Consider the following 23555-nt stretch of genomic DNA (forward strand, 5'->3'; position numbering starts at 1 on the left):
GACATCGCCTCACGCCGGCCCGCTCGGAATATCCGAGAACCGCGTCAGCCACGCCACCGGGCCGATGCTGGCGGCGACGATCAATAGCGCGGCGAGCGCGCCTTCCTCGAAACTGCCGCGGCTGGCGTATTGGTAGATCGAGGTCGCCAGCGTTTCGACGTTGAGCGGCCGCAGCAGCAGCGTCGCCGGCAGTTCTTTGAGGCAATCCACGAACACCACGATGACGGCACCGAGCACGGCGGGGCGCAACAGCGGCAGATGGATCAATCGCATCGTCGTGGCCTGGCCGGCGCCGACCGCGCGTGCGCTGTCGTCGTAGTCGCGCGGAATTCGCTCGAACCCTGCCTTGATGAATCCGGTCGGCACCGCCAGAAAGCGGATCACATAGGCGATGACGACAGCGGCTCCCGAGCCGACCATCACCAGCCCCGGCAGCGACCATCCGAGCGAGGCGGCGACCGTGTTCAGCATATTGTCGATGGCAAGCACCGGCGCCAGCAGGCCGAGCGCCAGCACCAGTCCCGGCAGTGCGTAACCCAATTGCGCGATGTTCATCGCCACGAAGCGCAGCCTGGTCGGCCGCCAGCGCCACGCCAGGATGGTCGCAAATCCCAGCAGCAGTGCGGCTGATGTGGCGAGGCTCGCGAACGCGATCGAGTTGAAGGCGTCGCGCCACAACGCCATGTCGAAATTCGCAAACAGCCCGCGCTTGAAGCTCTGATGCGCGAGATACAGAAGCGGCACGAGGAATCCGAGGCAGACCGGCAGCAGGCAGACAATGACGGCGCCAACGCCCTTGATGCCTGACAGCGTCGTCCGCTGGGTCAGCCGCGGGCTTTCGGCGGAAAACTCCGTCGTGACGTTGCGCCGCCCGTAGCGTTCGACCGCGATCAGGACGGCCACGATCGCCAGCATGAAGCAGGACAGTTGCGCCGCGCCGGCGAGGCTGCCGCGGTTCAGCCAGGTGGTGAACACCGAGACCGTCAGCGTGCGGACGCCGAGATATTCGCTGGCGCCTATATCGTTCAGCGTTTCCAGCGACACCAGCGCGGTGCCGACCGCCAGCGCGGGCCGCGCCATGGGCAGCGAGATGCGCCAGAAGATGGTCCAGCGTCCGGCGCCGAGCGTCTTCGCGGCCTCGGCGAACTCCGCGCTCTGAAACTGGAACATGGTGCGCGCCGACAGGTAGACGTAAGGATACAGCACCAGCGCGATGATGATGACGGCGCCGGGCAGCGAGCGCAGCGTGGGCAGCAGGCGCACCGCGTCCTGCATCGGCATCCAGGCGGTGAGCGTCTGATGGACCAGGCCGAGCGGCTCGAACAGATCGACATAGACGTAGGCCGCCAGATAGGTCGGGATCGCGAGCGGCAGCGGCAGCAGCCACAGCAGTAGCCGCCGGCCAGGGAATTCATGCAGCGACACGATCCATGCCGCGCCGGTGCCGATCGCCAGCGACAATGCGCCGACGCCGACCAGCAGCAGCGCGGTGTCGAGCAGGCTGCGCGGCAGCACATAGTGGATCAGGGTTTGCCAGACGTCCGGCGCCGGCTGCATCGCCAGCGTGATGATGGAGATGACGGGTGCTGCGACCACGATGGCGGTCGCGACCGCGATCGCTGCGGCGATCCGTCCCGAGGGCGTGGTCCGGGTCACGCCCGCTCACATCGGCAAGGTGTCGGAAGCCCATGCAGCAATATGCCCTCTTCCGGGGAGGAAGAGGGCATATCGGCGCAAATGCTTCTGCGACGTGGTGCGATCAATTATCGAACCCGACCTTGTCGACCAGCGTCGACGCGGCCTTTCGGTTGGCGACGATCTTGGCGATCGGCGTCGGATCGGTGACGAGCTTGCCATAGCCCGCAATGGTCGGGTTGACGCCGGTGCCCGCGCGGATCGGGTATTCGTAGTTGGCGTCGGCGTAGATGTGCTGCGCCTTGTCGCCGGCGAGCCACTCGATCAGCTTGAGGCCGTTGTCCTTGTTCGGTGCGTGCTTGGCCAGGATGACGCCGGAGAGATTGACGTGGGTGCCGCCACCCTCGAAGGTCGGCAGGATCACCCGGGTCGCTTCCGCCCACGGCTTCTTCTCGGGATCGTTGTTCATCATCAGCGCCCAGTAATAGGTGTTGCCGATGCCGATGTCGCACTTGCCGGCCGCCACGTCGCGCGCGGCCTCGCGGTCGCCGCCCGAGGGCTTCTGCGCCAGGTTGGCTTTCACGCCCTTCAGCCATTCCTCGGCCTTGGCCTCGCCGTATCTCGCCACATAGGCCGCAAACAGGCCGTTGTTGTAGATGTGCTGGCCGGAGCGGATGCAGATCTTACCCTTCCATTTCGGATCGGCCAGCTCTTCATAGGTGATCTTGTCCTGCTTGACGCGGTCTTTCGAGGCGTAGATCACCCGCGCGCGCATCGAGATGCCGGCCCACTGGCCATCGGGATCGCGGAACTGCGCCGGCACGGTCTCGTCGATCACGACCGACTTGATCGGCTGGGTGACGCCGGCCTGCACGGCGTCGTCGAGGCGGCCGAGATCGACCGTCAGCAGCACGTCGGCCGGGCTGTTGGCGCCCTCCGCCTTGATGCGCTGCTCGAGGCCGGAGCTCGCCGAGACGACGTTGACCTTGATGCCGGTGTCCTTGGTGAAGGCATCGAACAGCGGCTGGACCAGCTTGGTTTCGCGATAGGTATAGACGTTGACCTCGCCGCTGGCGGACGCCGGCGAGGCTCCGAATGCGGCAAGGCAAAGCAACGCGGCGGTGGCGGCGGTGGCGCGAAAGTTGGTCATGATGGCTGCCCGGCAAAGCTGGTGAAGATGCTCGTCTCAGTAGCGCAGCGATGGCCATGCCGTCAGCGGCTGGATGTCGCGAAAGGCTCGATTTAGAAGGATTCCAGCGCATTGATTTAGAGTGATTCCAAACTATGGGATATACCGTCGTCAAGGCCGCGTGCGCGCGCCCGGCTGTGGCATCGTTCATGCTTGGAATTCAGCGTGCACGGCGCTTGAAGGCGATACAATTCGGCCACGGAGCAAAATCGATGCGGGCTGTTCTGGACTACTGCACCGGCGGATTTCAGCGGCAGGTGCCGGCCGGCACGTTCGTGCTCCATGAAGGCAGCAAGACCGGACATCTGTTCGTGCTGCTCGAAGGACGGCTGGAGGTCATCAAGGGCAACAGCGTCGTTGCCGTGCTGACCGAGCCGGGCGCGCTGCTCGGTGAAATGTCGGTGCTGCTGGACCAGCCGCATACCGCCACCGTGCGCGCCGCCGCCGATTCGATCGTCTACGAGTTCGACGACGCTGCGGCGTTCCTGCGCGACCAGCCGCAGGTTTCGCTGTTGATCGCGCGGCTGCTGGCGCAGCGCCTCAACGTCGCCAACACCTATCTGGCCGACTTGATGCGTCAGTATGCCGGCCAGGGCAATCATCTCTCGATGGTCGGCGAACTCCTGCAGAGCATGATCAACCTGCCGCCGTCGCAGGTCTCGCCAGGCACGGACCGGCAATCCGACCCGCGCCTATGATTTCATTCCTCCTCCCGGAGGAAGGGAAATGTGGGCGGCCGTCGGATGCGAGCGCGGCGCCTTACTGGAACAATGTCGTGACAGCCAACTTGGCATCCGGGAGGTTGCCAATGCCCCGCTACTTTTTCGATGTGAAGGACGGCCACCGGCTTTTTGATGCATCGGGCTTTGTCTGCGAGGACGACACCGATGCCATGATCAGGGCTTCGGTGCTTGCCATCGGGGTCTCACTCGATAGTCCCGAAGACGATCCCGAGCGTCGCGTCGCCATCATCAACGATGCAGGCCGTGAGATTGGCAACGTGCCGGTATATTCCAGGCCTTCCTATCGAAATCCGGCCAAATAGGGTGGCGCCGCTACGTTGGCGCCCGCAATTGTCCGCGCAGCCATGTGTTCGCTCTGAGAGACTTCATCGGGTTCATCAGTAGATTGACCTCAATCTGATCAATCTGGTTTGACGCCGTGCGTTCGAACGGCCGAAGGTCGAAGCCGACAGGGCCGGGGGCAACCCGCGCCAACGGGGTTCTCGTTGGGCCCACGGGGCAAAGCTGTTCCAGGATAGGCATGATGCTGTCGCCCTTGGTTCAGGTGGGAGCGTGACTGAACTCTCAGTCACCGGCAGAGCCGGTAATGGGCTCAGCATGGAACCTCAGCGGTCACACGGCTGGTCAATATTGCTCATTTTCGAAAGTTAATGACGCTGCAAGGGGCGCTCCATTGCCCAACGACCTTGCCGTGCGAAGGCCCGATTCCAAGGTCGCGCCTCTGGCACATGGAACCCGAGTTGCTCCTGTTCTGTTAGATGGGCTGCGCGTCCCCAAACCAGTCGAGCCGCCCATGCCCAGGATCCGCATTTCAATGCCGGAATTGCAGCGTCGAGCGTTGGCGGAAGTCAGACTGCAGCCGGGCTGTCATAACGTTCAGGAGATCGCGATCAATCGCGTTGCAAGGCAGGCCGAAAACAACTGGTCGCTCTGCGTGCTCGCCGCCGGCGCGGCGGATGCCAACACCGCCGCGCGCGCGGCGGTTCACGTCCAGACTGTCTTGCGCCGGGATTATGAGCTGCTGACGGATTGACCGACAAGTCCCGCACGCGAATGCGGTTCGGCAATCCGGCCGAGGGATATCAGCCACGGCGGCACCTTCTCGATTTCCGCCGCTGGCCGCTGCAGCGGCGCACGCAGGTCGATGCGCTGCGCTTCGCCGGCCGCCAGCCAGAACGCCGCGCCCTCGTCGAGATCGAGCACGATACAGACCGGCGGTCGGCCGTGCTGCAGGCCGGTGTTGAACACCCAGGTGTCGCCGAGCCGGTCGAACCACGAGCCGTCGGGAATGAACGGCGATTGATGCACGTGGCCGGAGATCACCATCGACGGCTGGTATTGCGTGATCCACTGCACCAGTTCGACATCGCCAAAGAACCGCTTGCCGCCCCAGCTGGTCGGCGAATTCGCCGGCGGCGCGTGGTGCACCCAGATCCAGCGCTGCGCCCGCCGGGCTGCGGCGTCGCGCAACTGGGCTTCGAGGCGGCTCTTGACCAGCGGCCCGTCCCACCACGGACACACCGTGAAGTGCGTGTCGCCGATGGCGAGATCGTCGCCGTCGCAGGCGATGCCGAGCTCTCTGACATCACCGACCCAGCGCGCGATCTTCTCGCCTTCCGCGCTGCGGTCGTCGAGGTCGTGATTGCCCGAGCAGAAAATGACCTTTGTCATGCCCGACAGCAGCGAAAGGTATTTCTTCACCACCAGAATCTGCGCGCGATAATCGACGAACGATCCGATGTCGAGCGCGTCGCCCGCAAAAATGACGACGTCGAATTCAGGCGCCGCCGCGAGCAGCCAGTCGAACTGCGGCAATGAATAATGCAAATCGGCAACGACGAGGCAGCGCATAATGCTTCAAGTCCAAAAATGCCCGTGAAACCGGCGATCCGCAGGCGGATGCATTCAGGCAGGTTGGAAGGAGCAAAAATTGTGCCGATCATGACCTCAACCAGGATATATCGGTTGCCGGTACCCAGGCGGACGGAGCCGCGACAGCCGATCGAATACCGCATCGCAGCGAAACGACGTCGAACGGCATCAGTTGACGTTCGCCGGCTCGCCTTGGTTGATGCGGATCAATCAGGTCTCCTCAACCGGCGCTAAAAGTTCGAAACCAGTGGTTTTGAGACCAACCGGGTAATGCTCCAAAAGAAATACTTCGCCCCCGACGAAATTCGGCTGCTTGCTCGATTCTGGCAGAGCGCCTCCGGATTCTGGCGAGGGGGTTCGGCATCCATGGCTTGGCTCCTGGTCGGCCTGCTGGTCGCCACCGTGCTTCTCCAACTGTTTACCCAGTATCGTCTCAACTTCTGGAATCGCGACTTCTTCGACGCGATCGAGCGCAAAAACGCCGCCGGGCTCTGGCAGCAGGCGTTAGCACTCCTGCCCATCGCCACAGCAAGTCTGGCCCTTGCCATCATCTCCGTCTGGGGCCGCATGACCATGCAACGCAAATGGCGGGAGTGGCTGAGCAATCATCTCTACGATTATTGGCTGGAACGGGATCACATCGTCCGGCTCAGGTTCATGTCCGGAGAGCACCAGGCTCCGGAGTTCCGAATTGCCGAGGACGCAAGGGTCGCGACGGATCTGCCGATCGACTTGTTGCTGGGACTGCTTTCATCGATCCTCGTCGCCATCACTTTCATCAGCGTTCTCTGGAATGTCGGCGGTGGCCTCGTCATCAATGCCTTCGGCACCAGTCTGGTCGTCCCCGGATATCTTGTCATTGCGGTGAGCGCCTATTCCGTGCTGCTGACGGCCGCGATGATGCTGATCGCACGTCACCTCACGCGGGTCATCGAAGAAAACAAGCGTACGGAAGCCGAGTTGAGGTCGGTCGGAACGCATCTGCGCGAGGCGGGAGAAAGGCTCGTGGAGCCGGAGGTCTACAGGAACGGCCGTCGGGCGATCGGGGCGGCGCTGGAAGCGGTTATCCGGGTTTGGCGAATCTACTGCTGGCAACTGATGCGAATGACGATGGTGACGCACACGAACGTTTTGCTGACCCCTTTGATCGGCTTGCTGCTCTGCACTCCCAAATACATCGAGGGAACGATGACCCTCGGCGAAGTCATCCAGGCCGCTGCGGCCTTCGTCGTCGTCCAGAGCGCCTTCAACTGGGTTACCGACAGCTACGGGCGCATCGCAGAGTGGGCCGCTTCGGCGAACCGCGTCGCGTCGCTGCTGCTGGCGTTGGACCAGATCCACGGGCAGGGCGATCTAAAATCATGAAATCTGGAGCGGCGATCGCTTGATGTGAGTCAAGCGGATCTGGCTTCGCTGCCTTAGGTTGCTTTGGCCAGGGGCCGATGATCGGTGTCCGCAGAGCCCACCATGGGGCTCGAGGCCGAGAGAAACATCATGATCCGTTCCCATAAGGAGGCCCATCTCGTCGATCGCATCGGGTGGCTCAGGGCGGCAGTGCTCGGGGCGAACGACGGAATCATATCGACCGCAGGCCTGATTGTCGGCGTAGCCGCGGCCGCTGCACAGCAGAACGACGTCCTGATCGCCGGAGTCGCGGGCCGGTGGCGCGAACATCCTTCGCGCGACCATCCGGGTGACGTTCTGGGGCGCATTGGCGCTCGGGGTCACCGCCGGGATCGGAAAGCTCTTCGGTACCATTCTCTGAGCGTGTTTGCCGGTTCATCGAAAAGATTGCTGGCGTACCCGGTGCCGGGTCCCTCAGGCCGACATCCAGGCTCAGACCGGCCTCACGCACCGCGCTGATTCAAATTCCGTCGGGAGCGATGTGATGATCAAGCGCGAACCGCACCGTGAAGCACGTGCCGCGCCCGGAATAATTGGTACCGTAGAGGGCTTGGCCGCCAATTTGATGGACGAGAGAAAAAACAATCTTCATCCCGAGTCCTTTGGATTTCTTCGGATCAAACCCTTCCGGGTAGCCCGGGCCGTCATCGCAGACTGAAAGCTCATAATCGTTTGGCTTCTTCTCCAGCCTCACCATGATCCTGCTGTCGGCATATTTGGCGCAGTTCATGACCAGTTCACTCACGATGTATCCCAGCGGGATTCCGATCGCAGTCGGAACCTCCAACGCAACCCCCTCGACGGAAAGTTGACGTTGCTCGCCGCCTGGCAGGACGCCCGCCAGGTCTTCGCAGAGTTTTTCGAGATATTGTTTGAGTTCGACGGTTCCGACGTGATCCAGCGCGTGAAGGCGTTTGTGGACGCTGCCTATCGTGGCGACGCGGTTCGCGGCGATCCTGAGCTGCTCGGCGGTCCTGACGTCCTGCGCCTCGCGGCTTTGGAGCGATAGCAGGCTCGACACCATCTGGAGACCGTTCATCAGCCGATGATCAGCCTCCCGCCTCATCAGATCCTGATGCCTGATCAATTCGTCCTTTTGACCCAGCAGCGCTTCTTCACGCGCAAGTGCGTTTCGCAGCTCGTCTTCCACACGATACAGTCTTTCCAGCTCCTCTCGCCCCGTGTGGAGTGCCACGCAAAACTCGCGCGGGCATTCTGGCGGCTTTTGAAATGCGGCCGCGTCTGGTTTTTTCTTCACGCGCGTCACTTCGCCACTCATAGGCTGCTCCGACCGTGAGAACTGCGTCCGCCGCTCTTGCGTGGCAAGCGGAGTCTTGCGTGCACAGATGTGCAAGCCGGCTTCGGCCTGCAATGCCCTTTCGTATGTACCCCTTTCGCGGGGCAGGCGGCTGGAAGCGAGGCGAGCTTGAGGGCTCGGCGTGTTCTTGAAGGGTCGTCAGGTCCCTGCTTCGCGCTGAAGCCTAGATCAGGTACGGTACCCACGTGTGACAACGACTTGTTGATTTATATCAAACAGCGTTCGGGCCGCATGGTGCCCCGCCAATGACGACATCGATCAATTCGGAACTTCGCTGCGAGGCCGGAGCGGAGTAAATTAAACCGGCGGCAACCCGAACTTTGCTGCGGGTGAATAAGCCCACGCTCTAATCCTCGATCGCCTTGAACCGTCCCATCCGCTTCAGCACGAACGGCGCGAGAAGCGCGATGCCGAGTAGCATCGCTAACATCTTTCCGGTCGACTTGATCCAGGTCGCAGCCGGGTGCGGCGTCAGTATGTCGTGTCGAAGTTCACCGCTGCCGTGTTGCCGCCGCTGATCACGATGGCAACCCGCTCGCCGGCCGCGGGTTGATAGGCGCCCGACAAGATGGCGGAAAAAGCCGCGGCACCTCCGGGCTCGGCCACGATGCGCAGGCCGCGCCATAGCTGTGCCTGCGCGTTCGCGATCGCGTCGTCCGACACCAGTACGGTCTGTCGCGCATATTGCTGGACGATCGGAAACACTTTCTCGCCGACGCGGCGCGGCGCCAGCGAATCCGCGGCGAGGCCGCCAGCCTCCGCATCGACCGGATGTCCGGCCTCCAGCGCTTTTGTCAGCGTCGGCGACGCCGATGGCTCGACGCCAACGACCTTGACGCGCCCGGCATACCAGGCGGCGATGCCGGCGATCAGCCCGCCGCCGCCCACCGCGACAAGCACGGTGTCGAGATCGGCCGCCTGTTGTTCGAGTTCGAGGCCGAGCGTTCCCTGTCCCATGATGGTTTCGTTCTGGTCGAACGCCGGTATTTGCATCGCGCCGGTCTGCCGCGCCCACGCCTCGCTGGCCGCCAGCGCATCCGCGTAACGATCGCCCTCGATCGCGAGGTCGGCGCCGTATTCGCGGATACGCTGAATCTTCGCGGGCGAGGAGACGTTGGGGACGAAAATCTTCGCCCGCTTGCCGAGCTTCACCGCGGCATAGGCCGTTGCCGCCCCGTGATTGCCGCCGGACGCCGCGACGATTCCGGCTTCCGGCACCTCGCGGGTCAGCACATTGGCAAACGCGCCGCGCGCCTTGAAGGAGCCCGAGTGCTGGAGCAGTTCGAGCTTCAGTGTGAGGGGCATCGAGGGGAGACCAAACTCCTCGCCGTCGATCTCGATGACGGGCGTGCGCCGGATATGCGGCCGGATCAGCCGTTCGCATCGCGCAACGGTTTGTGGATTTGCGGTGTTGTCGGACATCGGACGGCTCGCGGGTGACGATTGACAGGAATTAGTAATTTAGCTAATTAGCAATATGACTTCTTTTGACGATGACGTCGAGTCCGCTTTTCGCGCGCTGGCCAGCGACCGGCGCCTCTTGATTCTGGAATGGCTGAAACGCCCGAAAGCGCATTTCCCGCCTCAGGTGGACGGCGATCTCGTCAAGGACGGCGTGTGCGGCGTGCTGATCGCCGAAAAGCTCGGCGTCAGCCAGCCGACGGTTAGCGAGCATCTGAAGATCTTGTCGAAGGCGGGCCTGCTGAGCGCCAAGCGTGTCAAGCAGTGGACATTCTACAAGCGCGACGAGGCGCGGATCGCGAAGCTGAAGGCGGCGATGCTCGCGAAGATCTGACGTTGAAGCCGCCCCCAATCGATCGGGCCGGAAAGGTTGATGGCGAGCGCGCGGCGCAGTTGCTTTCTTCGATCGGTCCAGGGATCAGTCCGACGACGACGGGCGCGATCGGAAAATCGAAGCGGCGCATCAGCAAGCCGAGCATGGCTTGCCAGCACCGACAGTTCGACCACGGACGGCTTTGCGACGATGGTGCCTATGGTCGCGAACAACAGGATCCCGCTGTAGAGCCAGGGCTGCGGGATCGCGAGCAGCTTTGGCGCGCGGCTGCGCCGGCAAGAATCGTTCGCAAGCGGATTGCGCAACTCAATGGTTGAGGCCTGCTATCCCCCGACCCGTTCAGGAGCCTCAGCGGGAGGTGGCCGGGAAGTCAGTCTTCGTCCCGCGGCGTACCCATCGCGGCCTGCGCTTCCTGGGCCTTCGCCGGTCCCCTGAATACGCCTGCCACCAGAACCGCGACAACGGCGCCGGCAAGCGGACCGACGACATACACCCACCAGGAGGAGAGATCGCCGCGGGCAAGATCGGGTCCGAACGCGCGGGCGGGGTTCATCGCGGCGCCTTCGTAGGGGCCTCCGAGCGTGCCCAGCGACATCACGTAAGCGCCGACGGCGAGCGGGATGAACTGGCCGTTGAGCTTCGGACCATTGGCCATCGACAGCACCATCAGGACCATGCCGAAGGTCAGGATGGCTTCGAACAGAACCGCCTGCAGGGCCTGGCCGTGCTGCGGGATGGTGGCCGCGAGGTTGCCCTCGATTCCAAAAAACGCGCGTGCAAGCAACGATCCTGCCGTGGCCGCGATCAGTTGCACTACGACATAGGCCAGGCACATCACCCAGCCCATATCGCCGCGCAAGGTGAAGGCGAACGTCATCGCCGGATTGAAATGGGAGCTGATGTCGCCGAGAAAATAAATCGCAACCACCAGCCAGAGCGCTGAAATTGCGGACAGGATGAAGGCTGCGATGATGGGCTCGACCTTGATGCCGCCGTAAAGCACCAGAATGGCGGCGCCGGCCGACAGCACGAACGTGAGCCCCGCCGTTCCGATGAATTCCGCCAGCAGCCGCCGAAGCCGATGCTCGGGACTTTTCCAGTCAGCATTGAACCTCTGCTGGCCAACCTGCAGTGCAAGCGCTGCTTCACCGGAAAGAGGGGCTCTCGACTTCATTGGCATTCCTCCGAATTCATATGCCCGCCGTCCGCGGTTGAAACATTGGACGGCGGCGATTGTCGGCGTCAGGTGAGTTGCACGGTCACGCAGACGTCGCGACGTAAGGCTTGACCATCTTCGCGGGGTCGACCACCTGGTCAAACTCGGCTTCGGTCACGAACTTGAGCTGGAGTGCGGCCGCCTTCAGCGTCAAATCGTTGTCCATCGCGTAATGCGCGATCTTCGATGCCTTGTCGTATCCGATGACCGGCGACAGGGCCGTCACCAGCATCAGGGATTCCTCGACATACTGCGCGATCTTCTTCCGGTTAGGTTCCGTGCCTTCGACCAGGAATTTTCGGAAGTTCGTGCAACTGTCCGTCAGCAGCGTGATCGAATGCGTGATGTTGTAGATGATCAGCGGCTTATAGACATTCATCTCGAGGTAGCCGCTGGCGCCGCCGAACCCGACCGCGACGTCGTTTGCCATCACCTGCGCGGCGACCATCGTCAGCGCTTCGGCCTGCGTGGGATTGACCTTGCCGGGCATGATCGACGAGCCTGGCTCGTTGGCCGGTATCGACAATTCGGCAAAGCCGGCGCGCGGGCCGCACGACATCAGGCGGATGTCGTTGCCGATCTTGTAGAGCGAGGCAGCCAGCGTTCGCATCGTGCCGGAGAACTGCACCAGCGCGTCGTGCGCGCCCTGGACCGTGAACTTGTTGGGGGCGGTCACGAACGGCAGGCCGGTCAGTTTGGCTATCTCCGCCGCGGCTGCTTCGGCAAAGCCAGGTGCGGAATTGATTCCTGTGCCCACCGCCGTTCCGCCAAGCGCAAGGCGATAAACGCTCTTGAGCGAATCTTCGAGCCGCTCGATGTCGTCGGCGAGCATGCCCGAATACCCCGACCATTCCTGGCCGAGCGTCAGCGGCGTCGCATCCTGCATGTGGGTGCGGCCGATCTTGACGATGTCCTTCCACTCTTCGGACTTGGCGGCAATCGCATCATGGAGCTGCTTGACCGCCGGGATCAGACGCTGCTTGGCATTGGTGGCCGTCGCAATGTACATCGCCGACGGAAACGAATCGTTCGACGACTGCGCCATGTTGACGTGATCGTTGGGGTGCACCGGCGCCTTGCTGCCGAGCGCGGTGCCTGCGAGCTGGCAGCACCGGTTCGAAATCACCTCGTTCACGTTCATGTTGAACTGGGTGCCGCTCCCGGTCATCCAGACGTGCAACGGAAACATGTCGTGATGCTGGCCCGCCAGAATCTCGTCGCAGGTGCGTACGATCAGCTGATGCGCCTGATCGTTGAGCCGTCCGTCGGCATGGTTTGCGTTGGCCGCGCCCTTTTTCAGGATCGCGTACGAAATGATCATCTCGCGGGGGATCAGGTCTTTACCGATTGCGAAGTGCTCGAGCGATCTTTGGGTTTGGGCGCCCCACAGCTTTTCGGCGGGGACATCGACTTCACCAAGACTATCGGTTTCCTTGCGTACCTGGATCACGCATTGCACTCCTCTCAACGCATTTGTTTTTCAATGTTTTTCGCCAGCCACTCGCCGGAGATCAATGAGGGCAGTTCGTTTCAGGATTATTTCACGGTATCTCAAAATGGCTTCCTCGCCCGGGAAAGCAGCGGTCACGAATGCCGGGCCGTGGCGTTTGACGGGGCTGGGCGACGTCTCGGCCTCTGCCGCCAGGTTCTGCGCTCGGTCCAACCAAGGCATGTTAGCTATTGTCTCGGTCCATGTCAGCAATGGTGGTGTCGGCGATGGTCGATCAGGGAAGCCCTTCGGCGGACCGCTCCTGATTGTCCGTCAGAAGGCCGCCAGATCAGCTTTCGCCCCTTCCGCACTTCAGGCTGAAATCTTAGTCCGGGTGGTGGTTGCTAAGCCTCAACGCACCCACATACAATCAAAGGAAGAACAGGCGCAGGCGTGTATTAGAATGGAATTTTGGAGCCAATTCATCACAACTTGGATAGCAGAAGACCTGCTGGGCCAGTCCAATGACCCCTTTCCCCGGACGCTGCTTGGCTGGACCAAGGTAGGGCTGCTCGCGGGACTTTTCGTGCAGATTGCCTACCTGATCCATTCGAGCATCGCGTCGTCAGCCCCTAATTTCCTGTGGGTCTGCATCCTGGCGAACATCGCGGTGTTGGTTGTCGTGCGCCGCGCGTTGCGATCGCGCTACCCCGTATAATGTAAACAAGTGTCGCAATCTGGGACATTTCTTCCCGCAGTCCCGCTTCTCTAATGGTCACACATGGATGAGCACGACAGATCACGAAGAGCTGTAACAGGTAGGCGTTTTGTGGTCGTGGAAAGTGACCGGTCTCCACCATGGTCGCCCATGCTTGATGGACACGCTTTTCGCTCGGACTTTCAGTCCGAACTTCATCACGACGCGATACGTCTCCTTCGTTCTAGTGGAGTTGCACCAGAGAGTTCATCACGTGCAAACGACGTGAAAGTAGCTTTCGGGCGCTACACGCTTTCAATTTACGTGGATGGCGCAAACGTCCATGCGATTCCGAATCTCGACAAGTACTTCAAGGCAGAAGAGTTTTCCGACTTCGATCGACTAAAGCAATCTGTGCTGCAGTTGCTGACGACGCTGTTGAATTTTGATCAAGTTGGACATGCCCCTTTTGAGGAGGCCATCAAAGCTGTTGTACAGAAGCGGATCGGCGCGCCGATCAAAATCCGCAAGTCGAAAGGTACTCCCGATGGGGTATTTGCGTTTGAGCGTCCGCCGGAAGGCGACGCGCCAACCGTAAACTGGCAGGAGATAGCGGTCGAACTCGCTTACGTTACCGGTGTGGCAGTGCTTTGCATCTTTCATTTGCGGGCGGTCGAAAATCCCGGTATCGACCTGACAATTGTCGTTTTTCATTTCCCTGGACTTACGGAAGACTATGTCGACGACAACCGAAACCTGATCGAACCCGTCGACCTGAGCGGGAGTATGTTTCGGAAGAAATGACACCGAAACCGAAGGTCAATTTGCAATCGCCTCGATCTGAATTTGGCAGCGCACTGACGAGTCCTAATCCTCGCTCGCCTTGAACCGGCCTAACCCCTTCATCACGAACGGCGCCAGCAATGCGATCAGCGCGATGCCCAGCAGCGTCGCCGACATGGGGCTTTGCAGCAGCGTCATGGGATCGCCGAGGCTGATGGCGAGCGCGCGGCGCAGCTGGCTTTCAGCGATGGGTCCAAGGATCAGCCCGACGACAACCGGCGCGATCGGAAAATCAAACCGGCGCATCAGGAAGCCGAGTACGCCAAAGCCCGCCAGCATCGACAGTTCGACGACCGAGGGTTTGGCGGCGATGGTGCCCATGGTCGCGAACACCAAAATGCCGGCGTAGAGCCATGGCTGCGGGATCGCCAGCAGCTTTACCCACAGGCCGACCAGCGGCAGATTGAGCACCAACAGCATGACGTTGGCGATGAAGAGGCTGGCGATCAGGCCCCATACGAGATCGGGGCGCTCGGCGAACAGCAGCGGTCCCGGGTTGAGGCCGTATTGCTGAAAGCCCGCCAGCATCATCGCGGCGGTCGCCGAGGTCGGCAGGCCGAGCGTCAGCAGCGGCACCAGCGTGCCGGCGGCGGATGCGTTGTTGGCGGCCTCCGGACCCGCGACGCCTTCGATCGCGCCCTTGCCGAATTCTTCCGGGTATTTGGTCAGCCGCTTCTCGGTGGAGTAGGACAGGAAGGTCGGAATCTCGGCGCCGCCGGCCGGCAGCGCGCCGATCGGAAAGCCGAACATCGTGCCGCGCAGCCACGGCTTCCAGGATCGCTTCCAATCCTCCTTCGTCATCCACAGCGAGCCGCGCACCGGCTCGATCTTCTCTTCGGTGTGGTGGCGGCGCGAGGCGACGTAGAGTGCTTCGCCGAGCGCGAACAGGCCGACCGCCAAGGTCGTCACCTCGACGCCGTCGAGCAGTTCGGGGATGCCGAACGCAAGCCTGGCCTGGCCGGTGAGCTTGTCGATGCCGACAAGCCCGAGCGTCAGCCCGATGAACAGGCTGGTCAGTCCGCGGATCGGCGAATCGCCGAAGGTGGCCGACACCGTGATGAAGGCCACGCACATCAGCGCGAAATAATCTTCGGGCCCAAAGCGCACCGCGAAGTCGACCAGCCACGGCGCCAGAAACGCAAGGCCGATGGTGGCGATGGTGCCCGCGACGAACGAGCCGATCGCGGAGGTCGCCAGCGCGGGCCCGCCGCGGCCGTCCTTGGCCATCTTGTTGCCCTCGAGCGCGGTCGCCATCGAGGCGCTTTCGCCGGGCGTGTTGATCAGGATCGCGGTGGTCGAGCCGCCATACATGCCGCCATAATAGATGCCAGCGAACATGATCAGCGAGCCGCCGGGATCGAGCTTGTAGGTCACCGGCAACAGCAGCGCGACCGTGAGCGCGGGCCCGATGCCGGGCAGCACGCCGACCGCCGTGCCGAGGAACACGCCGATCAGCGCATACAGCAAATTCATCGGCTGCACGGCGACCGCCATGCCATGCGCGAGCGCGGCAAACGTTTCCATTACAGCAGTCTTTCCAGGGGCCCGGTGGGCAGGCTCAATGTCAGCAGCCGGTCGAACGCGAGGTAGATCAGCGTGGTCATGACGAGCGCGATGGCGGTGTCAGCGAGAAGGGCGCGCCGTCCGAACGCCGCCGACGTCGTGACGAACAGCGCTGACGTCGCGATGATGAAACCGCCACCGAGGCCGATGATCGCAATCAGCAGGGCCAGCCCGCCGAGGGTCAACCATACGGCCTTGGGGTCCGCGCTCTCGCGCGCCGGCAAATTGCCGCGCAGCGCGTCGACCAGATTGCCGATCGCGAGCAGGCCGAGCCCGATGGCGATGACGACCGGCATCACCTCGGGTCCCATGCCGTACATCGTCGTGGTGGCCAGTTGACGCGAGTCCCACACCAGCACCACCGCAAGGGCTGCGAGCGCGGCGGCGATGATCACGCCGGCACGATCGACGCGCCGTGCCGCCGGCCCTTGCGGCAGGTCCGTCATGATTTGACGAGGCCGACCGACTTCAGCACGTCGGTGACCCGCGTCGTTTCCTTCTTGAGAAAGTCGGCAAAGGCGTCGTCGGCGAGATAGGCGTCATCCCAGCCCTTCTGCTTGAGGATCTCCTTCCACGCATCCGACTTCACCATGTTCGCAACCGCATCGCTCAACACCTTGCGCTGCTCAGGCGTGATGCCGGGAGGGGCGACCACCGAGCGCCAGTTGGCCAGCACGAGGTCGATGCCCTGTTCCTTGAAGGTCGGGATATCGACACTGGCGACGCGCTTCTCCGACGTGATGCCGATCGCGCGCAATTTGCCCGACTTGATCTGGCCTTCATACTCGCTGTAACCGGAAATGCCCGCGGTGACTTTTCCGCCGAGAATGGCCGCCAGCGACTCGCCGCCGCCGGAGAATGGGATGTAGTTGACCTTCTTGGCGTCGGCGCCGATCGCGCCGGCAAACAGCGCGGCCATCACATGGTCGACGCCGCCGGCCGAGCCGCCGGCAAAGGTGACCTTGGCGATGTCGGCCTTGACGGCAGCGGCGAGATCCTGCGCGGTCTTGATCGGCGAGTTCGCCGGCACCACGATGACCTGGATCTCCTCGGTGAGGCGCGCGATCGGCGTCACCTGGTCGAGCGTCACCGGCGACTTGTTCATGGCGAGCGCGCCGACCATGACGAAACCGTTCACCATCAGCTGGTTGCCGTCGCCCTTGGCGCCGTTGACGAACTGCGCGATGCCGACGCTGCCGCCGGCGCCGGCGACGTTCGTCACCTGCACGCTGCGCGCGATCTTGGCGGCGACCAGCGCCTGCTGCATCGAGCGCGCGGTCTGATCCCATCCGCCGCCGGGGGCGGCGGGCGCCATGATCTTCAGCTCGAGCTGCTGCGAGAGGGCAGGCGCGCCGGCCGCAAGCGTCAACGCGACGACCGCGCCGAACAGGCGCGTGTGGAACGGGATCATGGGGCTTCCTCCAGGCTCACGGCGAGCCGTTGTGTGTCAATTCGCCGCATATCAACCGGAAAAGCCGCCGCTGTCCAGAAGGACTCGCGGGGCCTTCGCGACGGGTCAGTGCAAGCGCCTAAACGCCTGCAATTTGAAACCCTTCGCTACTGTGCATGGGGTTGTTTTCGATGTTTTTGGTTTGATGCCCCGTCAGGCGCGCGCCACCGCATGCGGGAACACGATCTCGATCAGCGTGCCGGTACGGCCGCCGGTCTTGATCTGGAACGTGGCGCGGTTGGCTTCGACCAGGGCCTTGGTCAGCGACAGGCTGACGCCCGAACCCTCGGCGCGGTCCGACGGCGCAACCGTGCGGAACGGCTGCAGCGCCGCGGCCACCTCGTTGTCGTTGAGGCCGAGGCCGGTGTCGCGGACCCGCAGCATCACCTCGCCGAAATCCGAGAGCGCGGTCGAGACGATGACCTGGCCGCCGGTATTGGCGAGCTGGATCGAGTTGCCGATCAGGTTCAGCGTGATCTGGCGCAGCGCCCGCGCGTCCGCGACCACCGGCGGCAGCATGTGGGCGAGCGAGGTGCGGATGATGATGCGCTCGCGGTTGGCCTGCGGCTGCAGCACGCCGACGCAGTTTTCCACCAGCTCGTTGAGGTTCTGGCTGGTGAAGGCGAGATCGAGCTTGCCGGTTTCGATCCGGGAAAGATCCAGCAGGTCGTTGATGATGGCGATCACGCGCTCGCCGGAGGCGCGGATGTCCTTCATGTATTCGCGGTAGCGCTCGTTGCCGAGCGAACCGAAGCGTTCGCCGATCATCACTTCGGAGAAGCCGATGATGGCGTTCAGCGGCGTCCGCACCTCATGGCTGATCCGCGCCAGCACGTCGGCCTTGGCGTTGGCGGCGCGCTCGGCGAGCCGCCGCGCCTCGCGCAATTCGGTCTCGGTCTGCCGGGCCTGTGACAGATCGCGGAACACCGCGAAGAAGCTCGGGCCGTCGGGGCGCGTGCGGCCCATGGTCATCGTCAGCGGGATGATGCCGCCCTTGCTCTCGCGGCCCAGCACCTCGCGGCCGTGATCGAGCAGGCTCGCGACGCCGGCCGCCTTGATGTCGGCGAGATATTCCAGCACGCCGTGCCGGCTTTCCGGTGCGAACAGGTCGGCGAGATTGCTGCGCGCCAACGCGGCGCCGTCATGGCCGAACAGCGCCTCGGCACTGCGGTTGGCCGCATGAATGTTGCCGTCGGCGTCGAACATCACGATGCCTTCGGCCGTGGTGTCGAGGATGGCGGCGAGGTCTTCGGCGTTGGCGTGCCCGACGTCGGACGTGTCGGGCGCCGGTGCCGGCGGTTCGGAAACGATGCGCTCCGGTGCCGGCTCCGCCTGCGCAATCGCGGCCGCGATCGCCGCGCCCTCATGGCCGGTGCCTGAGAAGATCAGGGCCAACGCAGAATCGCCGTCCCATGAGATCGTGTAGAGACGCGCGTCGGCGGCTGAAGATGGCGTATCGTTATCGGCATCCATCGGCTGGCTCGCCGAAATCCGCACCGGCCTGCCGGTGTCCGATGTCGAGGAGGCGTTGGACGGGCCGGGCTCGACATAGAGCGCGTCGAGGCCGCCGGCGTCTTCCAGCGCGTGCAGGTTCGGATAGCCTATTCGCGCGAGGAAGGCGGGGTTGGCATAGAGCAGCCGGTCGAGCCGGTAGATCAGGATTCCGACCGGCAGCAGATCGAGCAGCGCCTTGTCGCGCGCGCCTTCACCGCGCGCCGGCGGCTCCGGCGCCGCCAGCCATTCGGGCGGCGCGGCAGGAGCTTCGCGCGCCGGCGCGGCGAAGGCGGCTTCGCCCGGCGCCGCGTTGTCGTTTTCGGTATCGAGCCGTGCCGACAATTGCCGTGCGAGTTCGTCGAAGGCGCTGTTTTCAATCGGCGTCAGCACCGGCTGCTTCGCATCGCCCGGGGCGCGGAACGGCACGACGTTCGCGGCGGCATCCGCCGGCAATGCGGTGGCCGTTTCCGCAGGCACTTCCTTGACGATGCTCTCGACGTTTTCGCGAACACGTTCCGCTGGGGATTCCTTGGGAGGTTCCACGGGCGTTTCCAAATCGTTTTGGTGTGAAGTCTCGGCAGCAGGATTTTCGAAGGCAATCGGTTCGGGCGCTTCATCGGCGGATGGCGCAGCGGGCGGCTGTTGCGGCGTCGCCATCCCACCGGACAATTCCGCCAACCGCAGGGCGGCGAGCCGTGCGATGGCATCAAAATCCCGGCAAACGCCGAAGCCGCGATAGCCGGTGAAGTTTCGTGCTGCATCGAAGACCGGCAGGCCCGACAATTCCACCGGCAAGGTGCCGCCGCCATCCACCGTCCAGTTCAGCGTGATGCCGCTCCAGGTGGTCCCCGTCGCAAACGCCTGCATCATCCGTCCGGCGGGATCGAGGCCCAGCGTCTCGGCGATCTCGCGCCATGGCCGGCCGAGCGCGGCCGCGGTGCGCGGACCGATCAGACCGAGAAATTCGTCGCTGCCGAGCGTGAAGCGGCCGTCGCGGTCCATCTGCCAGGTGAAGCGCAGCGGCAGGCGGCGCGTTTGCGCCTGGCCGGCGGGTGCTTCGATGGCGTGTGATGACGCGCGTGCTGGGGTCTCGGTCGCAGGCGGAAGGGTCTCGGCGGGGGGCGTCGCATCGGCATCGGCCGGTTCGGCAAGCGCATCGAACAACGCAAACCCGGCGGGTGCTTCGCCCGATGGGGCCGGTTGCTGGTCATCGGCGATCGGCTGCACCGCGACCACTGGTGCGCTCGGCGGCAACACGGGCTCGGATGCAACGGGCTCCGGCAAGTGCCGCTCAGGCGCCGTGACGGCTGGCGGCATCTCAGGATGGGGCGCCCGAAGCGGCGCGATCAGCGCGATGTTGCCGGCGGCAATCAGAACGCCGTGGCTGCCGTCGGCAAAGTCGATCCGCGAGCAGCCGCAGGTCGCAAGCCCGCCGGGCGCTGCGCCAAATCCCTGCAGGCGCTCCAACCGTATGGCGCCGTCCGCGCGCAGACGGCCTGCGAGCCGCGCGATCTGCCGGCGGTGCCGGTCGGCCGGACCGAAGGTCTTTTCGGCGAGGGCTGTGGCGTCGGCGGCACCGAACAGGCGTGCGCCGGCCGGATTGGCCCACAGAATGCGCTGGCCGTCTGCGGTCCATAGCCATGCGGGCAGGCGGCTCGCCGCATAGGCGGCCAATCGCGGATCGTTCGAGGCCAGGCGCTGAATTTCCGCATCCTTCATCGCAACCACATCACCGGCCGGAATGCCGACAGCGTTAAGCAATCGTTACTATTGCAAGCGCGCCGCGGCAGGTCCACGGCCGGACGGGTCAGGCGGCAACCTTAGCCATGGATAACCTTAATCCGGTCGAGGCTTTCTCGGGCTCAGCTCCCGGCCGGCCGCTTGTGCGGGTGGCTGCGAACGGCCGTCAGGGGAGGAGCTTCTGGGCCATGCATCTTTTACGATTAAATGTGTCGCGCCGCACCTGAATTTGCATTGCGTTGCACAAATTTGACATGATATGGGTGCTTATTAGGCAAGCCCGTGGATGGGCACTTCCGTGAATGTGTGTGTGCATGATCCCTCCGGTGTCCGGCCGATTGCCCGGCGCCCGCAAGGGAAAACATCGTTTAACCCCATTGTGAAGGATGCAAGCCGTGACCAGTTCCACCGATCCCTTCTCTGCCTCCATCATCCCGTTCGAAGTTCCGGAGCAGATGCGCGCGTTTGCCGAAAAGGGCGTTTCGCAGGCCCGCGACAGCTACGCCAAGTTCAAGGACGCTGCCGAAACCCATAACGGCACCATCGAGGCGGTGTTCACCACGGCCAGCAAGGGCGCGAGCGCCTACAACGCCAAGCTCATGGAGTTTTTCAAGGCCAACACGACTTCCTCGCTCGATTTCGCGCAGGAACTGGTCGGCGTGAAGACCCCGGCGGCGGCGATGGAGCTGTGGACGGCGCAAGCCAAGAAGCAATACGAGACCTTTACGGCGCAAGCCAAGGAACTCGCCGAACTCGGCCAGAAGGTCGCCACCGAGACCGTCGAGCCGATCAAGGCCTCGGCCTCGAAATTCTACAAGCCGGCCGCCTGACCGCTCCCGGCGTCCAACACGAAAAGCCCGGGCCTGTCGGCCCGGGCTTTTTGCTGTGTGAGCGTGGACACGGAAGCCGCCAGCAAATGAACGCAAAATGCCCCCGGAACGACGTAATCCGTGACGCCGCGGCCTTGCCAAAGCGAGGCGTTGCACCTAGTTTCCGGCCCATTCGCGACGCCCCTTTTTGAGGGTCTCGCGTCAGGATGCAGTTGTAGCTCAGTTGGTTAGAGCGCCTGTCTGTGGAACAGGAGGTCGGTGGTTCGAGCCCACCCAACTGTACCATCCCTGCAGCGGCGCTCATTCGGAAATCTCCCGCGCTGCCGGCTCATTCGCTCGATGCAGGCCCGCTGCTCCGAACAGTCGATATGTCGAAACGGTATCCGGAGGCAGCTTCTCCGATCTTAGCAGGCGGCTGATCGCGATTTCGAACGGCATGCACGCGCATCGAAGGGCCAACACCCGCTCTGCTTGCCAATCTCCTCACGTTCACTCACAATTCCGCATGAATCGGGCGTGCGCGGCAATGAGGCCCGGTCATTCCAGGGAGATGGGGGACTAATGCTGGCTGTCGCATCAAGGAGGATTCAGCTCGGAATATTGCTGGCCACCGTGCTCGGGGTCTCGACCTCGCCCGCCGCCGGCCAAGGCTACACACCCGAGCAGGAGCAGGCCTGTACCGGTGACGCGTTCCGCCTCTGCAGTGCCGAGATTCCCGACGTCAGCCGCGTCACCGCCTGCATGGTCGCGAAGCAGTCCCAGCTCTCGCCGCCGTGCCGCGCGCATTTCAGGCCCGATCCGGAGCCGAGCGATGTTTCGGCGGCCAGAACGACGGGCCGGCCGACCGTGATCCGGCCGGCAGCGGCTCGCAAGACTGTCAGTAGCAAGGCTGTCAGTAGCAAGGCCGTGAGCGCCAAGGCCCGCAAAGCCAAAAAGCCGGCGAAGGCGACCTGACGGCACGAATGATCCACGGGCGGGAGGTTCCGCGCGGCATCGCATTTTCTCCGCGGCAGAGTGCCGCTTGTCGGCGGCCGATCCGATGAACATCTCCTCATTGACGAGGAGTGGGTTATTGAGCCAGCACCGTAAAGAGCTCGACCGGCACTTTGCCTGGTTTGAGAACAAGCTGCCGCCGCGGCCAGCGAAGTTCGTCGGTTGGGTACGCAAGCCGTCCTCGATCTATGCCCGGATTCCAATCGCCATATTGCTGGTCGCCGGCGGGTTTTTCAGCTTTCTGCCGGTACTCGGCCTATGGATGCTGCCGCTCGGACTCGCTTTGTTCGCGCAGGACGTGCCGCCGCTGCAGAAGCCGATGGCGCATGGCCTGGGGTGGATCGAGCGCAAATGGCTCGAACGGGAGCGCGCCAAGCAAGAACGCGAGCGCGCCAGGGGCACGCAGTAATCCGGTCGGGGCATTTGACCGGCGCCGGTCTCGGCCGCGACGGCGTTCACCTTCGGTTGTGACCGTACTCACACGTGTCACTCAAAAACCAGCCTTGTTGGCAATTACATGGCTGCATCGCGGCATTCAATAAATTTTTCTTTCGCGAATCAGCCCGCTGATTCATTTTCGCTTTCTGGGGTCAACTGGAGGCCAAGGTAATGAACGTCATAGTTTTCGCTTCGCGTAAGGGGGGCTCGGGTAAGAGTACCCTGGCTGCTCACCTCGCTGCCCACGTTCACAAGGCAACGAAGCCAATTCTTCTCGTGGACGCCGATCCGCAGGGGTCGCTAACGCTCTGGCACAAATTGCGCGGCACCAACGAACCGCCGATCAAGGCCGCGGTGAATTCCGTCAGCGGCATCGTCGCCGCCGCCAAGCGCGACGGCATCGAATGGGTGTTCATCGACACGCCGCCGAATCTGTCCGCCGTCGTCGACGACGCGATCCGCAACGCCACGATGGTGATCATTCCGGCACGGCCGGGCGTGTTCGACGTCAACGCGGTGCAGGAAACCATCCAGACCTGCCGCTCGGCGCGCAAGCCCTATGCGGTTGTCGTCAATGGCGCGCCGGCCGAACGTGACGGCGTCGAAAGCCGCATCGTCACCATCGCCCGCGAAGCGCTGGCGAAATTCCGTGCGCCGGTGTGGAGCGGCCAGATCACCAACCGGGCCGATCTGCTGATGGCGTTGAGCCAGGGCGAGGGCGCCCGTGAATATTACGCAGAAGGCCGGGCCGCGGCGGAGATTGCCAGGCTGTGGGGCGCGATCGAACGTTCGATCAAGGCGATCCGCGGAACGGCGTCGGCATCGGGCACCATGCATAAGCAGGCGGCGTAACCGCGTCGTTTTCTTTTCCGGATTATTTTTTCCAGTGACAAAGACGCGCGGCGC

At 63.3% G+C, this 23555-nt stretch carries 22 protein-coding genes, 1 tRNA gene and 2 pseudogenes; 13 read left to right on the forward strand and 12 right to left on the reverse strand.

The features are described from left to right. Positions 1-9 precede the first annotated feature (9 nt). Positions 10-1656, reverse strand: coding sequence for an ABC transporter permease (locus QUH67_RS05860; protein ID WP_300945735.1), 1647 nt, complete (start codon positions 1654-1656; stop codon positions 10-12). Positions 1657-1759: 103 nt separating this feature from the next. Next, entirely contained in the window at positions 1760-2785 is a 1026-nt protein-coding gene (locus QUH67_RS05865) for a Fe(3+) ABC transporter substrate-binding protein (RefSeq protein WP_300945736.1), read from the reverse strand. A 251-nt stretch (positions 2786-3036) separates the two neighbouring features. Between QUH67_RS05865 and QUH67_RS05870 the strand changes: the two genes are divergently transcribed. The 3 genes from QUH67_RS05870 (at position 3037) to QUH67_RS05880 (ending at position 4600) form a co-directional block, all read left to right on the forward strand. Next, positions 3037-3522, forward strand: coding sequence for a Crp/Fnr family transcriptional regulator (locus QUH67_RS05870; protein WP_300945737.1), 486 nt, complete (start codon positions 3037-3039; stop codon positions 3520-3522). A 110-nt stretch (positions 3523-3632) separates the two neighbouring features. Next, the gene (locus QUH67_RS05875) at positions 3633-3869 is read left to right on the forward strand and encodes a DUF6894 family protein (protein WP_300945738.1); all 237 of its coding nucleotides are present in this window, start codon (positions 3633-3635) and stop codon (positions 3867-3869) included. 371 nt (positions 3870-4240) lie between these two features. Then, on the forward strand, positions 4241-4600 hold the full coding sequence (locus tag QUH67_RS05880; RefSeq protein WP_300945739.1) for a hypothetical protein: 360 nt from the start codon (positions 4241-4243) through the stop codon (positions 4598-4600). On the opposite strand, the gene QUH67_RS05885 is transcribed toward QUH67_RS05880, so the two are convergent. Further along, positions 4579-5418, reverse strand: coding sequence for a metallophosphoesterase family protein (locus QUH67_RS05885; protein WP_300945740.1), 840 nt, complete (start codon positions 5416-5418; stop codon positions 4579-4581). The two genes, QUH67_RS05880 and QUH67_RS05885, sit on opposite strands and share 22 nt — an antisense overlap. A 291-nt stretch (positions 5419-5709) precedes the next feature. On the opposite strand from QUH67_RS05885, the gene QUH67_RS05890 reads away from it, so the two are divergent. Continuing rightward, positions 5710-6804, forward strand: coding sequence for an SbmA/BacA-like family transporter (locus tag QUH67_RS05890; protein ID WP_300945741.1), 1095 nt, complete (start codon positions 5710-5712; stop codon positions 6802-6804). 129 nt (positions 6805-6933) lie between these two features. Further along, positions 6934-7098 (forward strand): annotated as a pseudogene (locus tag QUH67_RS05895) (VIT1/CCC1 transporter family protein); the annotation flags it as partial. Positions 7099-7303: 205 nt separating this feature from the next. On the opposite strand, the gene QUH67_RS05900 reads toward QUH67_RS05895, so the two are convergent. Together QUH67_RS05900 and QUH67_RS05905 are read right to left on the reverse strand one after the other, a co-directional pair. Then, on the reverse strand, positions 7304-8122 hold the full coding sequence (locus tag QUH67_RS05900) for a sensor histidine kinase (RefSeq protein ID WP_300945743.1): 819 nt from the start codon (positions 8120-8122) through the stop codon (positions 7304-7306). Between the two features lie 510 nt (positions 8123-8632). Next, positions 8633-9583, reverse strand: a complete 951-nt coding sequence (locus QUH67_RS05905) for a threonine/serine dehydratase (protein WP_300945744.1) — start codon at positions 9581-9583, stop codon at positions 8633-8635. A 55-nt stretch (positions 9584-9638) separates the two neighbouring features. Between QUH67_RS05905 and QUH67_RS05910 the strand changes: the two genes are divergently transcribed. Further along, complete coding sequence (locus QUH67_RS05910) at positions 9639-9956, forward strand: ArsR/SmtB family transcription factor (RefSeq protein ID WP_300945745.1); 318 nt, start codon at positions 9639-9641, stop codon at positions 9954-9956. Here QUH67_RS05910 and QUH67_RS05915 read toward each other — a convergent pair. From QUH67_RS05915 to fumC, 3 genes and pseudogenes are all read right to left on the reverse strand, one after another. Continuing rightward, positions 9896-10213, reverse strand: a pseudogene (locus tag QUH67_RS05915) (tripartite tricarboxylate transporter permease); the annotation flags it as partial. The gene QUH67_RS05910 and the pseudogene QUH67_RS05915 sit on opposite strands and share 61 nt — an antisense overlap. Before the next feature lie 113 nt (positions 10214-10326). Beyond that, positions 10327-11130, reverse strand: coding sequence for an MIP/aquaporin family protein (locus QUH67_RS05920; protein ID WP_300945746.1), 804 nt, complete (start codon positions 11128-11130; stop codon positions 10327-10329). 85 nt (positions 11131-11215) lie between these two features. Beyond that, positions 11216-12622 carry a class II fumarate hydratase gene (gene fumC / locus QUH67_RS05925; protein ID WP_300945747.1) on the reverse strand — a complete coding sequence of 469 codons (1407 nt, stop codon included), beginning with the start codon at positions 12620-12622 and terminating at the stop codon, positions 11216-11218. 106 nt (positions 12623-12728) lie between these two features. On the opposite strand from fumC, the gene QUH67_RS05930 reads away from it, so the two are divergent. After that, positions 12729-13319 (forward strand): hypothetical protein, encoded by a 591-nt coding sequence (locus QUH67_RS05930; protein ID WP_300945748.1) that lies wholly within the window; start codon positions 12729-12731, stop codon positions 13317-13319. 264 nt (positions 13320-13583) lie between these two features. Then, positions 13584-14102, forward strand: a complete 519-nt coding sequence (locus tag QUH67_RS05935; RefSeq protein ID WP_300945750.1) for a hypothetical protein — start codon at positions 13584-13586, stop codon at positions 14100-14102. A 63-nt stretch (positions 14103-14165) separates the two neighbouring features. Here the strand turns inward: QUH67_RS05935 and QUH67_RS05940 are convergent, their stop codons facing one another. The 4 genes from QUH67_RS05940 to QUH67_RS05955 form a co-directional block, all read right to left on the reverse strand. Beyond that, positions 14166-15665 (reverse strand): tripartite tricarboxylate transporter permease, encoded by a 1500-nt coding sequence (locus QUH67_RS05940; RefSeq protein ID WP_300945751.1) that lies wholly within the window; start codon positions 15663-15665, stop codon positions 14166-14168. Then, positions 15665-16150, reverse strand: coding sequence for a tripartite tricarboxylate transporter TctB family protein (locus QUH67_RS05945; protein ID WP_300945752.1), 486 nt, complete (start codon positions 16148-16150; stop codon positions 15665-15667). The genes QUH67_RS05940 and QUH67_RS05945 overlap by 1 nt, the downstream gene beginning before the upstream one ends. After that, a complete protein-coding gene (locus QUH67_RS05950) occupies positions 16147-17115 on the reverse strand; it encodes a Bug family tripartite tricarboxylate transporter substrate binding protein (protein ID WP_300945753.1) in 969 nt (322 codons plus the stop codon). Before QUH67_RS05950 ends, QUH67_RS05945 begins: the two co-directional genes overlap by 4 nt. Before the next feature lie 192 nt (positions 17116-17307). After that, the gene (locus tag QUH67_RS05955; RefSeq protein WP_300947952.1) at positions 17308-20367 is read right to left on the reverse strand and encodes a PAS domain-containing protein; all 3060 of its coding nucleotides are present in this window, start codon (positions 20365-20367) and stop codon (positions 17308-17310) included. Between the two features lie 416 nt (positions 20368-20783). Between QUH67_RS05955 and QUH67_RS05960 the strand changes: the two genes are divergently transcribed. The 5 genes from QUH67_RS05960 (at position 20784) to QUH67_RS05980 (ending at position 23501) form a co-directional block, all read left to right on the forward strand. After that, complete coding sequence (locus QUH67_RS05960) at positions 20784-21218, forward strand: phasin (RefSeq protein ID WP_300945754.1); 435 nt, start codon at positions 20784-20786, stop codon at positions 21216-21218. 208 nt (positions 21219-21426) lie between these two features. Further along, positions 21427-21503, forward strand: a tRNA-His gene (locus tag QUH67_RS05965). 276 nt (positions 21504-21779) lie between these two features. After that, positions 21780-22172: a hypothetical protein gene (locus tag QUH67_RS05970; protein ID WP_300945755.1), complete on the forward strand. Its 393-nt coding sequence runs from the start codon at positions 21780-21782 to the stop codon at positions 22170-22172. Between the two features lie 85 nt (positions 22173-22257). After that, positions 22258-22620: a hypothetical protein gene (locus QUH67_RS05975; RefSeq protein ID WP_300947953.1), complete on the forward strand. Its 363-nt coding sequence runs from the start codon at positions 22258-22260 to the stop codon at positions 22618-22620. 200 nt (positions 22621-22820) lie between these two features. After that, positions 22821-23501: a ParA family protein gene (locus QUH67_RS05980; protein WP_300945756.1), complete on the forward strand. Its 681-nt coding sequence runs from the start codon at positions 22821-22823 to the stop codon at positions 23499-23501. The last annotated feature ends 54 nt before the right edge of the window (positions 23502-23555 follow it).

This window comes from Bradyrhizobium roseum, assembly GCF_030413175.1.
Classification (GTDB): domain Bacteria; phylum Pseudomonadota; class Alphaproteobacteria; order Rhizobiales; family Xanthobacteraceae; genus Bradyrhizobium; species Bradyrhizobium roseum.